The organism is Streptomyces sp. NPDC020845 (assembly GCF_044334165.1).
Classification (GTDB): domain Bacteria; phylum Actinomycetota; class Actinomycetes; order Streptomycetales; family Streptomycetaceae; genus Streptomyces.
On the sequence record NZ_JBIRSJ010000026.1, the window covers coordinates 33,286 to 47,575 of the forward strand.

Annotated in this window: 12 protein-coding genes and 2 pseudogenes; 5 read left to right on the plus strand and 9 right to left on the minus strand. The window is 67.1% G+C overall.

Annotated elements, in window-relative coordinates; translation table 11 throughout:
- Nucleotides 1–4: 4 nt before the first annotated feature.
- From ACH4U7_RS47460 to ACH4U7_RS47480, 5 genes are all read right to left on the minus strand, one after another.
- Nucleotides 5–412 (minus strand): transposase, encoded by a 408-nt coding sequence (locus ACH4U7_RS47460; protein WP_358707872.1) that lies wholly within the window; start codon nucleotides 410–412, stop codon nucleotides 5–7.
- 308 nt (nucleotides 413–720) lie between these two features.
- Nucleotides 721–1,773: a transposase gene (locus ACH4U7_RS47465; RefSeq protein ID WP_311728294.1), complete on the minus strand. Its 1,053-nt coding sequence runs from the start codon at nucleotides 1,771–1,773 to the stop codon at nucleotides 721–723.
- Nucleotides 1,774–2,103: 330 nt separating this feature from the next.
- Nucleotides 2,104–3,345, minus strand: coding sequence for an amidohydrolase family protein (locus tag ACH4U7_RS47470; protein WP_311728293.1), 1,242 nt, complete (start codon nucleotides 3,343–3,345; stop codon nucleotides 2,104–2,106).
- 167 nt (nucleotides 3,346–3,512) lie between these two features.
- Nucleotides 3,513–3,956 (minus strand): Rrf2 family transcriptional regulator, encoded by a 444-nt coding sequence (locus ACH4U7_RS47475; RefSeq protein WP_311728151.1) that lies wholly within the window; start codon nucleotides 3,954–3,956, stop codon nucleotides 3,513–3,515.
- Nucleotides 3,957–4,388: 432 nt separating this feature from the next.
- Nucleotides 4,389–5,078 (minus strand): nitroreductase, encoded by a 690-nt coding sequence (locus tag ACH4U7_RS47480; RefSeq protein ID WP_311728150.1) that lies wholly within the window; start codon nucleotides 5,076–5,078, stop codon nucleotides 4,389–4,391.
- A gap of 108 nt (nucleotides 5,079–5,186) precedes the next feature.
- Between ACH4U7_RS47480 and ACH4U7_RS47485 the strand changes: the two genes are divergently transcribed.
- Nucleotides 5,187–5,774, plus strand: a complete 588-nt coding sequence (locus ACH4U7_RS47485; protein ID WP_311728149.1) for a TetR family transcriptional regulator — start codon at nucleotides 5,187–5,189, stop codon at nucleotides 5,772–5,774.
- Nucleotides 5,775–5,895: 121 nt separating this feature from the next.
- A complete protein-coding gene (locus ACH4U7_RS47490) occupies nucleotides 5,896–6,135 on the plus strand; it encodes a hypothetical protein (RefSeq protein ID WP_398533976.1) in 240 nt (79 codons plus the stop codon).
- A gap of 195 nt (nucleotides 6,136–6,330) precedes the next feature.
- Here the strand turns inward: ACH4U7_RS47490 and ACH4U7_RS47495 are convergent, their stop codons facing one another.
- Nucleotides 6,331–6,921: a hypothetical protein gene (locus ACH4U7_RS47495; RefSeq protein ID WP_311728148.1), complete on the minus strand. Its 591-nt coding sequence runs from the start codon at nucleotides 6,919–6,921 to the stop codon at nucleotides 6,331–6,333.
- Between the two features lie 382 nt (nucleotides 6,922–7,303).
- Here ACH4U7_RS47495 and ACH4U7_RS47500 point away from each other — a divergent pair.
- A pseudogene (locus ACH4U7_RS47500) lies at nucleotides 7,304–7,510 on the plus strand (hypothetical protein); the annotation flags it as partial.
- 51 nt (nucleotides 7,511–7,561) lie between these two features.
- On the opposite strand, the gene ACH4U7_RS47505 reads toward ACH4U7_RS47500, so the two are convergent.
- The 3 genes and pseudogenes from ACH4U7_RS47505 to ACH4U7_RS47515 all read right to left on the minus strand — a co-directional run.
- Entirely contained in the window at nucleotides 7,562–8,314 is a 753-nt protein-coding gene (locus tag ACH4U7_RS47505; RefSeq protein ID WP_398533977.1) for a transposase, read from the minus strand.
- 72 nt (nucleotides 8,315–8,386) lie between these two features.
- A complete protein-coding gene (locus ACH4U7_RS47510; RefSeq protein ID WP_311728146.1) occupies nucleotides 8,387–9,478 on the minus strand; it encodes an integrase core domain-containing protein in 1,092 nt (363 codons plus the stop codon).
- 77 nt (nucleotides 9,479–9,555) lie between these two features.
- Nucleotides 9,556–10,152 (minus strand): annotated as a pseudogene (locus ACH4U7_RS47515) (integrase); the annotation flags it as partial.
- A gap of 1,990 nt (nucleotides 10,153–12,142) precedes the next feature.
- On the opposite strand from ACH4U7_RS47515, the gene ACH4U7_RS47520 reads away from it, so the two are divergent.
- Together ACH4U7_RS47520 and ACH4U7_RS47525 are read left to right on the plus strand one after the other, a co-directional pair.
- Nucleotides 12,143–12,901 carry a CRISPR-associated endoribonuclease Cas6 gene (locus tag ACH4U7_RS47520; RefSeq protein ID WP_398533978.1) on the plus strand — a complete coding sequence of 253 codons (759 nt, stop codon included), beginning with the start codon at nucleotides 12,143–12,145 and terminating at the stop codon, nucleotides 12,899–12,901.
- Nucleotides 12,901–14,289: a hypothetical protein gene (locus ACH4U7_RS47525; RefSeq protein ID WP_398533979.1), complete on the plus strand. Its 1,389-nt coding sequence runs from the start codon at nucleotides 12,901–12,903 to the stop codon at nucleotides 14,287–14,289. The genes ACH4U7_RS47520 and ACH4U7_RS47525 overlap by 1 nt, the downstream gene beginning before the upstream one ends.
- The last annotated feature ends 1 nt before the right edge of the window (nucleotide 14,290 follow it).

Genomic DNA, 14,290 nt, shown 5'->3' on the forward strand with positions numbered 1-14,290 from the left:
TTGTTCAAGCGGCGAGGTTGAGTTCGAGTCGGGCGAGGTGGGTGGTTCGGGTGCGGTCGAGTGGGTGTCCGTTCCACCAGGCGTCGAGTCTGATCAGATTCAGTGCGGTAGCGCTGTAGACGTGTTCAAGGTGGGTTTTCGCAAGGCCGCGGTAGCGGGCGTGGTGCAGGCCGGTGACGGCGGTGGCCTGCCGGATGGTTCCCTCGACGCCGGCGCGTAGGGCGTAGTCGGTGTTCCAGTCCTTGGTCTGTTGCTGGTCGCGGGCCTGCCGGAGTGCTTCGGTCATCTCCCGGGGTTGGAGAGAGAGCTGGCGGCGGTTCTTCTTCGCGGTGGTGCATTGGCGCTTGAAGGGGCAGGGGATGCAGTCGAGGGCGGCGAAGGTGACGACTGTCTTGGGGATGCCTTCGCTCACGACCGGATTCCAGGTGGCGCTGGTGTGTCCGGCGGGGCAGGTGGCCTGCTGGGCCTGCCAGTCGATAGTGAAGTCGGTTGCGGCGAAGCCCGCTTGGGCTTTGGCCTGACGGGAGGTGTCCAGCAGGACGGGGGTAATCAGCGCGATGCCGTAGCGGGCCGCGGAACCGGTGATCAGTTCGGCGCTGGGGTAGCCGGAGTCGAGGTAGTGCTCGTTCGGGAGCAGGCCACGGCGCTGCTGGGATTGGTGGATGCATTCCAGGGCTTTGCTGTCGGGCAGGGGTGAGGCGGTGGTGGCGATGTTGGTGATCAGGTTGGGGCGCTTGGGCGCCCGGTCGTGTCTGGGACTGTGTGTCGCCTGAGTTTGGGGCGTGGCTGTCGGTGTGGTGCGGGCGGCGTCGTCGGCCTGGGTGGCGCAGGTCTCGCTGATGTGGACCTTGAACCGTTCCAGAAGGTGTCGCGTTTGGCGGCCCAGCGGGCGTCGGTGTCATAGGGCGAGGTCAGGCGGATACTGCCAGGCGGCAGACCGTCACCGCCCTCATCGGTCCTGTTCCGCCGCACCACCACCTCCCGTCCGTTCCGTGCGGTGGTGCGGGTGTAGTTCTGCAGCAGCACACACCGCAGGACCTCCGCAGCGGGCACCTCGCGCAGCCAGCCGGGCTGGCCCGGTGCCCAGACCGCTTTCAGCAACGCGAAGCCGTCACGGGCATAGTCCAGCGAGAGAGCATCCTGCCTGGTCTTGGACGTGGGCATCTTCCACGAGTCGATCCGGCGTCCGTAGCGGCGCGACCACCCCGGCACGTCGATGACCTGGGCCAGCCAGTCGGGTGCCGCCACCGACAGCGCCTCCACCAGCGCGCGGACCGACTCGCCCACCAGTTCCAGCCGGTTCAGATCCCGCACCGCACTGATCACCGCGGTGGAATCGGTACGCTGCTTGCCTCCGGCCTGGACCAGACCCATGTCCTTCAGCCTGGCCAGCAGAAGGTCGAGTACCTTCTCCTCCAGGTGGTGGGCGACCACCCGAGAGCGGAACTCGGACAGCACAGTGTGATCGAACCCTCCATCCTCAAGGCCCAGGCCCAGCGCATAGGCCCAGGACAAACGGTCTCTCACAGCCTCCGCCGCCTGGCGGTCGGTCAAGTTCTCCGCCATCTGGAACACCGTCACCAACGCCAGCCGCCCCGGCGACCACGCACGCGGCCCCGTCACCCGGAACGCACAAGCGAACTCCGCATCGGCGAACAACTCACCAAACCGATCACGCACCGCAACCGGCAGCGGCACCTCACGCTTGCTGTACTTCGCCCGCACCGCCCGCGCGACCTCCACCGCCGGCTCCGGCCACGACTGCGGCTCCATCGACACCCCGACCCACCCCCCACGACCGGAGACAGACAGGAACCGGCCGCACCCACGATCATCTTGCACGCAACACACCGACACGCCCATAAACCAATGACCACCAGGGTCGGGCACAGTCACAGACTCACAATCACCTGATCATGCCCATACGTGGACGATCACAAAGCCCCAGGTCAACGACCATACGGCAATAAAGACACCCTTCAGGCCTGATCAACGAGTACAGGTATGCCGCTTGACCAGGAGCAACGATTATTCGAGCCCCCACAGGCCGCCGCACAGCAGGGACGGCCCCGCCAGCGATAACAACGCTCGTGATCAATACATCTAGCGCTTGTCGATGGCGAGCTCGCCGTTCAGGATCACCATGCTGAGGTCGCGAAGGTTGCCGATGTCCGCAGTGGGATCAGCGTTCAGCACGAGCAGGTCGGCGCGATTGCCGGGGGCCACCGTGCCGAGGTCGGGGCGGACACATTGCCGCGACGCGCCGCTGGTGCCTGCGGCCAGCACCTGGGTGGGCGTCATCCCGGCCGCCACCATGAGTCCGGCCTCTTGCAGAGTGTTGGCTCCGAACAGGCCCCGACCGCTGAAGGTGTCGCTGCCCAGCGCGATGTGCACGCCCGCCTCAGCGACCTTTTTGAGATTGACACGGGCGTCCGGGTGGGCATCGTCGATCCAGAGCGTGGGCGTGTAGGTGATGTCGTGTTCGAGCATCAGATCGATGAGGGAGTGGTCGGTGAGGGGCTCGACAGTGACACCGTGCTCCAGGCCGTCCGCCCCGGCCTCGATCGCCTCGCGTGCCGCGGCTTGCTGAGTGGTGTGGACGGTAACCCGAAGGCCCCGTTCGTGCGCGGTCTCGATACCCGCCCGAAGGAGATCGAGGGGGAGCCGTTCCAACTCGACACCATCCGGAAAGGCAGGATTCCGCCAGAGGTACTTCGGCTCCCCAGATCGTGCGCACGCGCCTTCCGACAGGAGTTTGATCGCGTCCACCTCGCGGTCAGCGAGGTGGTGCACCAGGTCGCGCATCTGCTGCACGCTGTCGACCTCTCCCGTGAAGCGCTCGCGCGCCCAGGAGTTGTCGCTGAACACCGTGGCGGCGGGGTGCCCGTCGCGTCCGGTGATGCCGCAGCCGGTTGCCAGCAGTCGCGGGCCTCTCAGCGTTCCTGCGGCGATTCTGGCCCGCGTGTCCAGGATTCCGCCCGTCGGATCGCCCACCGACTTGATGGTGGTGATCCCGTGCTCGAGGAACAGCCCGAGCTTTTCGGGAAGCTCGTTGTCCTCGAAGGCCCGCATCGAGTCCGGATCGGAGACCGCACGCACGTCGTAGAAGTGGATATGAGTGTCGATCAGGCCCGGCATGACCCATCCTCCGGCCGCATCCACCTCCTGTCCGCCCCTGAGCGGCTCGGCCGAGACGGATGCGATCTCTCCACCGTTGATGGCGACGTCGTACAGACCGGCGAGCGCCTGGCGGCCGTCGAAGACATGTGCGCGCCTGACCACGAGGTCGTAGGTCGCCGGGCCGCGAGCCCCGGCGCTCACGACTGCTTCGGATTCCTGAGGCATCGCATTTCTCCTGGCGCGTAGGTGTTCGGGCCGTGGTGCACGCATCGTGCGGCCGCTGGTATCGCGGACCGGGAGGGTTCGGACCCCGCCCTAGAACGAACTGCAACTAAATCAGTCACAGTTAAGTTGTGTGTCGCGGCGCAGGGTGTGCATGCGCTACCGCTGGGTCAGTGATCCTTCACTTCGTTGTCGGCGGGCAGTATCTGCTGCAGCAGGCCGGCGATCGTCGTCCTGCCGAGTCGTTGCTCCAGAGCCCGCTCCGCGTTCTGGAACTCGGCGTCGAGCAGGTCGCCGATATTGCGTCCGACCTCGCACGCCCCGCTGGGCGGATGCGTGTGCCGCGAGAAGATCTGGCCCCCCTCGACGGCGGCGTACGCGTCATAGAGCGTGATGTCCCGCGGATCGCCAGCAAGGGACCAGCCGCCCCCTCGGCCCTCGGTGGACCGCACCAGGTGAGCGTCTCGCAAGCGCCCGAGGATGCGCCGCACGAGGACTGGATTGCTGTCAAGGCTGTCCGCGATCTCCGCGGAAGTCAACGAGCCCCCGCGCCGGTGCGCCAGCATCGCAAGCGCGTGAATCGCGACCGCGCTCCTGCTGCTGAGACCCGCCAACTCCTGCTCCTGTCATCGCCACCATTAACTGCAATCAGGCTAGTTGCAGTTAAATAGGTGGTCAACCGAGCTGTAGTGCCGGCCGCGTTCGGCAGGGCGGCAGTGCCCGGCAGGCACAGCCGCCCCATGGCTACTACGACACCCCTGCTCCGCCGCAATCGGCGGTGGGCACGGGGAACCGCGTCGTCCCCGCGGTGGCGGACGCTTCCCGTGTCCAGCCAGTTCCCCGTCCCATTTCGGCCGGTGGCGGCGGCGTGCCGGTGGGCGCGGACGAGACCATGCTGTTGAAGACCTGCCGGTCCGACACACGCGGTCGGCCCCTCGAAGCCCGCGGCATCAGCGGAGCGAGTAACTCCCACTTCTGGGTGATGGGTTCATGGCGGCATATCACCCCACTGTCATCCGCCACCCGGTGATCTTTGAAGACGGACCCTAGCCGTGGAAGGTCGCGACCTCTTCGAGCGCAGCTCGTTCGGTCGTGACGTGGTTCACCGGCGCGGCCTCGTCGGCGTAGCCGAAGGAGACGCCCACGAGCAGTCGCCCTGCGCTGACTGCGAGTTCGGCGCGGACCGTGTCGGCGTAGAAGCTCAGCAGCCCCTGCGGGCAGCTCGCCACGCCGTACGCGGTCATCGCCAGGAGCAGCGTCTGCATGTAGGCGCCGACATCGGCGGCCAGCCGGGGCCCGCCGTCCCCGGTGACGAACAGGAACGCGGCGTGCGGCGCGCCATAGAAGCGCAGGCTCTGCGCGTCGTAGGCAGCCCGCGCCTGGTGATCGTCGGGGCCGATGCCCAGTGCTCCGTACAGGCGGGCGCCGAACGCCGTCCGGCGCGCCTGGTGCACCGGTGCGTACATGCCCTCGGAATGCGGGAAGTCCGCCGAGGTGCGGTGTGCGGCGTGGGCCGACTGCAAGGCGTCCGCCAGGCGTTCACGCGCGGCACCGCTGACCACCTCCACCCGCCACGGCTGCGCGTTGGAGTTGGACGGCGCGGCACCGGCCAGCGAGAAGATCGCGCGCATCGTGTCCTCGGGCACGGCGTCCGGACGGAACGCGCGGGTCGCGTGACGGCCGCGTATCAGCTTCTCCGCGCAGCCGCTCAGCTCGGTGGATACCGGCAAGCTCATGGACACTCCTCGACAGCAACCATGTAAACGAAACCGTTTACCTTGTGGGTACGGCGGGACCCTAACAGACGCCACTCGCCGGGGTAAACGCAGGCGTATACTTGACGCATGAGCGCGACGACTACGGCCTCCGGAGGGCGCGGGCGGGGCGGACGGGAGCGCATCCTGGCCGCCGCCGCCCGGCTGTTCGCCGTCCAGGGGATCAACGCGACCGGCATGGAGCAGGTCGCGGAGGCGGCACCGGTGTCCAAGCGGACGCTCTACGCGCATTTCCGGACCAAGAGCGACCTGGTGATCGCCCACCTCCAGGACCTCGCCTCGTCGGGCGCGACCCTGGAGAGCGTGCTGACCCGCGAGGACATCCCTCCGCGGGAGCGGATCCTCGGGCTGTTCGACCAGCCCACGCCGGGCGCGGCACCGGTGCGCGGGTGCCCGTTCATCGATGCTGCGGCGGAGTTCCCCGACCCGGACAGCACGGTCCACTCCTACGCCCGCGAGCAGAAACTGCGGATGGTGGGGCTGGTCACCGCACTGCTGACAGAGCTGGGCTGCCGCGAGCCGGCCGCACTCGCCGAACAGCTGGTCACCCTCGCGGACGGGGCGGCCAGCCGGGCCATGGTGCTGGGCGAAGCGGACTACGGCAGGCACGCACGGACAGCAGCGGAGACCCTTCTCGCCCACGCCCTCGCGGGGTGACCCTGCGGGTGCGATCAATCATCCACGCAGGTCGGGAGCTTGATCACAGATCTTCGGTTCTCCTCGACATGCACCCCGGGGTCTTCACCTGCGCAGGGCCCCGGCGGCACCATGATCTGTCGTGCTGCTGCGTCTGGCCTACCTCGCCGCGACCAACGCCCTCGCCTTCCTGCGCCTCCTGCCGATGAACGACAGGAAGAAGGACGTCGAGATCCTCGTCCTCCGGCACCAACTGCTGGTCCTACAACGCCAGGCCGGAAGCCCGACCTTACCCGCAGGTGCAGCAGGGCCACGAGGAGTGCCCGGTCGGGCCAAGTCAGCTGTGGACTGCCGTCAGCTGTGGTGGACGGTCTACCTGTGAACACTTCCATATCGCCCAGGACATCGTCCCCCTTGGCGAGTCCGCGGCAGCAGATCCGGCCGGCCCGGGCCGGGCCGGGGATGCCCCATGCCGGCGGGAACGGGATTGACCAGGCCTGGATGAGAGCGCGTAGCCCGGGCCTGGCCGCGCTGGGCGGCCAGGCCCGGGGCGGCTGCTGAGGGCCGCAGGGGTTCGTCAGGCGGAGGCGGGACGCAGCGGGTAGGCGTAGCTGTAGGTGCGCCCGGAGTGCAACAGGTACTTCTCCAACGGTGCCGCGCCCCAGGAGTTGATGCCGCCGACGCCCATCTGGCGGTGGTTGACGAGCAGGATCGTCTCGTCGCGACGCCTCAGCTGATACGGATGCCTGGGGCCGTCGAGGTCCGACGGTGTGAAGTGCAGGGCGCTGGTCTCCAGCAGCGGCTCGCCCTCGGCGGAGTCGGCGACGACGGTCAGACCCTCGCCGGAGCGGTCGGTCAGCGACAGCCGGCGGACGTCCGTCTGGTTCCCCGTCTGCAGGTCCGGCAGCCCGGCCGGGGCGTCGAGGGTGTGCCGCACCCGCACCTCCGGGCCGCTCACCGTGACCTCGGTCGCGGTCTCGGTGACCGTCAGCCTGCCGGTCACCGGGGCGTCGCCGGGGGCCGGGGCGTGCCAGTCCAGCGCCAGTTGCTCGGCGGCGACCTCCTGCCCGGCCGGGGCCCAGCGGGTCCGCTCGCGCAGGACGGCGCCTCCAGCGCCGCCCGAGGCCCCGATCAGGCCGATCCACCCGGCTGACACCTCTGCTTCCACGTCGTCATCCTCTCGGGTCGGCTCGTTCGGGGGGAGGTCACAGGCGTCATCACGGTGATCACACGCCCGGGTAGTTGCGCCATACGCCTCGAGGAAACGGCTTTCGGCGCAATACGGTCCCCATGACGTTCCTGAGGTCCGAGCACATGAAGTGATATCGGGCGGTTGGCCAGTCGCTTTCATCCTCCTCGGCGACCCCCTCTGGATCACGGAGGATCTCGGCGTGGATCCACTCCACGAGATGCCGGACCTCCGGGTCCGCGAACCTTAGAAGCTGTTGTCTTTCCGGGCTTGAGGACGGTGTTTTCGCTGGTCGGGCATAGGGGCGATGATCCTGTGGGAGTGGTGGTCTGTCGTGTCGCCGCTGCTGTGGAGGCCTTGGATGCCGTCGGTTGTGGGGCTGCTGGAACAGCGCGAGCTCGTCGCTCGCCGTCGCGTGGACGAGCTGCGGGAGGAGGCCGACCGTATCCAGGCTGAACTGGCCGTGGCCGAGCGGGACTGGAAGGAATGGGCCATCGCTCGCTTGCGGGTGGGCGAGGTGCTTGCCCCGGGAGACGAGACCGAGCGTGGCCACGACCAGTTCGACCGGATGTCGGCGTACACCTGAACGTGGCTCTGGCAAGATTTTCGTAGCCGGGGATCATCTCGGGGGTTCCATGGTCGACCGATCCACGGAGCGGCGGAGGTGGGCGATGAGGACGACGCGGTGGCGGAGCAGGGAGACGCTCGCGCGTCCTGCCATGATCCGTTTCTGGAGCTTCAGGTCGGTGATTCGGCCCTCATTGACGCCGGAGTTGTAGGGGGTGGTAATCCCCTGGGCGACGGCATACTGGTCTTCGCGCAAGGCTCCGGCAACACCGGCAAGCGGTGCCAGGCCGCTGCGGGAGAGATCGTCGAGCCAGGTCGGCAGGGGTGTTGCGTCCCGGTTGTCGAGCATGGCGGCGAACCGGCGGACCAGGTCGTAGGTGTACTGAAGTTCCGGGCATTGGTCGAGGAGTCGGTGCAGGCGCTCGGTGGCATAGAGGTTGCGTTTGTCCGGGCGGGTGGTGATCCATCGGGCGGTCTCGCGCGGGGACGGTGGGCGCTCGTGGGGCTGGTCCAGCGGCAGCCCACGTCGCAACGGTGCGATAGCCATCTTCACGCGCTGGTAGTGCCCGAGGTAGCCCTTGGTTCGGAGTTCCTCGTGCAGGGCCTTAGCATTATGTTCTCCCTCGTCCCAGCGTTGTTGCAGGTAATCGCGGTAGGGGTCCAGGGTGGAGGGTTTGCGGGGCGGGCGCCGCATCACCTCCTGCCAGGTGCTGGCGAGGGCGTACTTCCGCACCGTGCGGCGGTCCAGGCCGAGTGCCCGGGCCACGGCGCTGTAGCTGCGGCCGATGTCGGTCAGCGCGTGCACGGCCTCGAACAGCCTCCTGGCGTGCCGCCCGGCTCGCGTGTCCTGTGCCGTTCAGAAACGCGTCACTGCTGGTCATGCCGCGTATCTGTACTCATTGATCAGGCCGCCAAGGATACGGGTCTGGAGTAGCCGTCCTGGGGTTTTCAAGTCGCTCAGCGGCGCGGTGTGGTGGTCGGCGAGTGGAGGTAGTTGCTCTCGGGCCTGATGCGGTCGATGCCCGTTGTAGTGTCCGGCGTAGGTGCTGAGAACGTGGAGAGCGTGGCGCTCGCTCCAGAGCAACAGGTGGTCGAGGGCCTCGCGCCGTAGCGTCCCGATGACCCTCTCGCAGTGTGCGTTCATCCGCGGGGACTGCGGGGCGGTCTTGAGGGTTTTGATGCCCTCAGCTTCGAAAATCGCGTCGAAGGAGTCGGTGTATTTGTCGTCCCGGTCGCGGATCACAAAGCACAACGACTCCAGGCGCACGCCCACTTCAAGCGCAAGGTTGCGGGCCTGTTGGGTCGTCCACTGTGCGGTCGGATGCGCGGTCACCCCGGCGATGTGGAGGCGGCGTGTGCCGTGCTCGAGGAAGATCAGTGCGTAGACGCGGCGAAGATCCACCAGGTCGATGTGCAGGAAGTCGCAGGAGATGATGGCCTCGGCCTGGGATGTCAGGAACTCACGCCATGTAGGCCCGCCGCGGCGGGGAGCCGGGTCGACCCCGGCTGCCGTCAAGATCTTCCATACCGTGGATGCGCCGATCCTGTGGCCCAGCCGGGCGAGCTCCCCCTGGATCCTGCGGCAGCCCCAGCGCGGGTTCTCCCGCGCCAGCCGCAGCACCAACTCCTTCACAACTTCCGCCGTCGCTGGCCGGCCCGGCTTGCTCCGGCACGCACTGTAGTCCCACCTGCGTGCAACGAGACGCCGATGCCAGCCGAGCAAGGTCCCTGGTGTCACGGGGAACACCTGTTCCCAGCGACGCCGAGGTATCAGCGAAGACAATGCCGCGAACCACAACCGGTCCGCCCACTCATACCGCACCGGACTCGAAAGTTGCCTGCGCAGCACCGCGTTCTCATGCCGGAGCACGAGCAACTCAGCGTCTGTGGCCATCCGCCGCCGACGCAGCAGCACCGCTGGGACCGTCAGAAGCTTCCGCGTGACCTGATACACCAATGAGACGATCACCTGCACATGGTCCCAACGAGCCCGCAGATCCCGCCAGACCGCCTACGACCTGCAGCGACGCATTTCTGAACGGCACAGGCGATCTCCATGACGAAGAAGACATAGAGACGTCTGAGGAAGACGGTCTCCACGTGCATGAAATCGCAAGCCAGCAGCGGGGCCTGTGAACGGAGGAAGGAACGCCAGGTCTGCTGGCTTGCTCGCTGCGGTGCGGGCGGTAGACCGAAGCGGCGCAGAACGCGTCGGATAGTCGCAGCGGCTACCCGATGACCAAGCCGACGCAATTCCCCTTGGATCGTAACATACCCCCAGGTCGGGTTCTCTCGCGCCAGGCGCTGGATGAGCGCAACCGTCTCTTCCGGCAATGGTGGACGACCGGACCTGACCGCCGCCTGGCGCCACTTCCAGCGCACCAGACGACGGTGCCAGGCCAGCAGTGTGCCCGGAGTGACCAGCCGATGGCGACGTAAGACGGGTGGCAGATGCCGTGCGAGAGCGGAGAGCACGGCACGATCAGCCCATGAGAGCCGCGGACGCTGGACCTGCCGGCGAAGCACGGCGACCTCATGACGAAGCGCGAGGATCTCGGCGTTGTTCACGGCGGCCGACCGGCCCACCAGGAGGAGGCAGCCCAGCAGTCGGCAGAAGATCAGGTACAGCAGTCGCAGACCCACGATCACTGATCGTGCCCATACTTGGACGACCGCAAAGCCCCAGGTCAAGTACCGTACGGCAATAAAGACACCCTTCAGGCCACGGTCTCGCGTTGCGAACCCTCCAGGGTTGACGACGGCCGACGGAGATGCCGGGTTCCTCTACCTCATGGTCGGGTTGCGAACCCTCCAGGGTTGATGACGGCACCGTACCCCCGCCGTCGCGCATGCGGCCGCGTGAGGGTTGCGAACCCTCCAGGGTTGATGACGACGAGGCGGCCCGCCTCTACGCAGCCCAGGCCGAGGAGTTGCGAACCCTCCAGGGTTGATGACGACGGCGACCCTGCTGGCCCTCGCCGCGGTGTACGAGTGGTTGCGAACCCTCCAGGGTTGATGACGACCCGGCGCTGCCGAGCCGACAGCGGCCGCATCTTCGCGTTGCGAACCCTCCAGAGTTGATCACGACGCCCATACCCCTCTGGGAACGCCAGCACCTGTTCGTGTTGCGAACCATCCAGGGTTGATGACGACCCGGCCGTGTCGCAGTACACACCGCCCGCGTGAGTGTGTTGCGAACCCTCCAGGGTTGATCACGACGTACCTGGACCGACGGCTCTTCCTGACCACACACGCGTTGCGAACCCTCCAGGGTTGATGACGACCCGGCTCAGGTCCAGCACCTCTCCCAGTTCCTCGTCGGGTTGCGAACCCTCCAGGGCGGATGAGGACGCCGAGCCTGTCCCGCAGCGGCCGACGGGAGATCGCGTTGCGAGCCCTCCAAGGCTGATGAGGACCCTGTGCCGGTCCGGTGCATGAGTGCCGCCGTGGTGGTTGCCAGCCCTCCAGAGCTGATGACGACGAGGGGGCCGTGGTGGCTGCTGGCGCGTGGGACCTTCAGATGTTGCCAGCCCTCGGGGCCGATGAGGACATCGGTCGGGGGCGACCCAGAACGTGCGAACGTCCTTGATACCACCCCTCCGGGGGTGATGAGGACCACTCCCAAGTGGATGTCGGCGATAGCGACCACTGAGTTGCTACCCCTCCGGGGCTGATGAGGACGCGGGCGTCGACCTGCCAGAATACGTGGAGCCCGTCTAGTTGCCAACCCTCCAGGGCTGATGAGGGCACGACTCCGACGCGTGCGATCCCTCCAACAACGCCTGGTTGCGAACCCTCCAGGGCTGATGAGGACCCGGCAGATGCTGTCGCACTACGGGAAGTCGGCCGTGTTGCGAGCCCTCCAGGGATGATGAGGACCGAGAGGTTACGCGGCTCCGTCGCCACAGGGCTGGCGTTGCGAACCCTCCAGGGTTGATGACGACCCGCGCTCGGCCAGATCGGCCGAGGCACGGAGACGTTGCGAACCCTCCAGGGTTGATGACGACGCCCCCACTCCTGTTCGGTGAGGCTGTACAGCCTGCGTTGCGAACTCTCTGGGGTTGATGACGACGTGGCGCCGCTGTTCACCGCGCTGGTAGGCGAGATCTAGTTGCGAACCCTCCCGGGGTGATGACGACCCGTGCGCGCCGAGGCCGAGTACGGCTACCTGATCAAGTTGCGAACCCTCCAGGGTTGACGACGACGGGGGCGGCCCCATCGGGGAGCTCCTGCCGCATCGGTTGCGAACCTTCCCCGGCTGACGAGGCGCCGTGAGCTGCCATACGCAGCGGTATGCGCTGTCGGTACCCCCGTGCAGGGGCAATAAGCAATGTGAGGTTGTCAAGCCATCATGCGCTCCGCAGGCTGCCTCTGGGGGCGATGTCTCTGACGCTACCCCACTCCTCCGACAGCTTGTCCCAACTTGGCTGTGTGGGACTGTTTTTGGCGTCCGTCTGATCGATTCTGACCGTTGTCAGTGGCTGCTGGTAGATCCTCACCTATGAGTGCCGCGTGCGTGGTTTGGGTGTGATAGACATACCGCCTTAGTCGGGAATTTAAGGAAAAACCCGTACCGAAATCACCTCGCTTCGCGGGCACACATGTGCCCGCTGACCAGTAGAAAGGAGGAGATGTGCGCTTACGCGTCCATGTCAGCACCAGGGCGAAGGAGATCCCGTGGGATCAGGTCATCGCGCCGGGGCGGGCGATCGTCTACGCCGCGCTGACCCGCCAGGCGCCGCAGCTCGGGGCCAAGGTCCACGAGACCGGATGGGGTCCACACCGCATGGCGCCCTTCGGCCACAGCGCCCCGGTCTTCCCCAAGCCTGTCCGTGCTCGCGGCACGTATGTCGCCGGAGGCGCCGGCACGCTTGAGTTCGGCAGCCCGGTAGAGGAGATCGTCGAGGCCCTCGCCAAGGACTTCGCGATGATCCCCATCCTGGACTGGGGCGGCGTGGCACTGAACATCGAGGGTGTCACGCGAGTCGAGCCGCCTGCCTTCGCCTCCGGCAGGGCGCGGTTCCGGACCGCCAACCCCATCACGGTCCAGAGCGAGGCCCTGCGGTCGCCAGACCGTCAGCGGATCCGAAGGACATGGCTTCTCCCAGGCGACACCGGGTTCGACGTCGCGCTGGGCCACAGCCTGCGCCGGAAGGCAGAGACCTTCGGGCACGGCACGGTCACTCTTGAGGCGATTACCTGGATCGGGCCTCAGCGGTCCTTCTCCGTGGTCGGTCACGGTGGCGATGCGTCCGGTACGGTCCATCGGGGCAAGAAGACCGGGGCGCCAGTGGAGATTGATGTCTCGGGTGCCCCGGCCGCGCTTCAGGCGCTGTGGTCCGCTGGCATCGGGGGCGCCACATCTGCTGGTTTTGGCTGGGTGCTGCCCTGATGACAGACCACCTCACGCAGAACGAGCTCCAGCTCACCCCGCATCCCCTCCAGCGCGCCGGTGCCTACGCGATCGCCGCCATCGCGAAAGCCGCCCACCCGGAGAAGGTCACCGGGGAGCAGTTCGACCAGGTCGTCCAGCGCATGATCAGCGACCTTGTCGCCACCCGCACGGTGGCGAAGGGCCAGGCCGGGTGGTACCTCCTGGGCATCTCGTACACCTTGTGGCCCAACTGCGCGCTCCACTACAAGAGCAAGCGCACCCCTGAGGGAATCGCCGCCTGGCGCAGTGTGCCGCCTGCGCAGACGTGGCCGGGTGTTCCCTGTTCTCTGTGCGGGCGCCCCGCCTGCGACTGGTACGGGAACGTCGACATCCCTCTCGGCGCCAGTGTCGAGCATCGCAACACCACGGCCCCGGATCATCAGGGGACCCCGTTGTGCTTTCCCTGTGTCACAAGCTTCCACGCTCTGCCTTACGCCTTCACCGCGGGCGGAGGTGTCCTGTACGGGGTCCATTCCTGGGACGAGAGGTTCATGGCCCGCGCCACCTCCGCCGCCGTCCCCGGCAACCAGCGGCACATGATGGTCCGCGGTGACCTGAAGAAGGACGGAGGGGCCTTCCCTGTCGAGTTCGCCGCCTTGAGGGCGCTGCGCTGGTGGGACAAGCGCATCACCGCCGGTGTGCAGGCCATCCAGTTCAGCAACAGCACCCGGGATATGAAGTTCCGGGTGGAGGACATGGGCCAGCCGCTCGCCGAGTGGCTGCGTTCCACCGCTTCGGACACCGGCCGCCGTGCCGGTTTCCGCTTCCTTGCCCGTGCCCAGGCCACCGCCAAGGTCTCCGGACTGCGCATGCTCGCCTGGCGCGCGTTCAACCAGCCCGACCAGATCCCGTCCCGGGCGACCGGGTGGCTGCGCGACCAGATCACCGAAACGGGCCGCATCCCGGCGGCGGTGCCGCACCTCGCTCCCTTGATCCGCACCTATCTCACGGAGGTCCTGCACGTGCTGGAAAAGGACGTCGGACACGTCACCACCATCGCCCGCCGCATCGCCGACGTCGTCACCGCCGACGACGACAAGCGGCTGAAGAAGTTCGTCGTGGCCACACGCCGACCCAACGACCTCAAGGGCTGGCTGCGGAGCCAGATCGCCGACTGGGCCAAGAAACGCCCCGCCGAAGCCGCGAACGAACCCTTCATCACCGTCCCCCAGTGGCGCGTGCTCTTCGACTCCGGCAACACGTCCTGGAGCGCCCGCGAACTGCTCTTCGTCGCCGTCTTCGAAGAACTGTGCGCCCGCGGTGCCACGGTCACCGCCACCGACGAGACCGCCACCGACGAGGACTTCACGACCCTCGACACCAACGACCAGGAAGAGAGCGACTGAC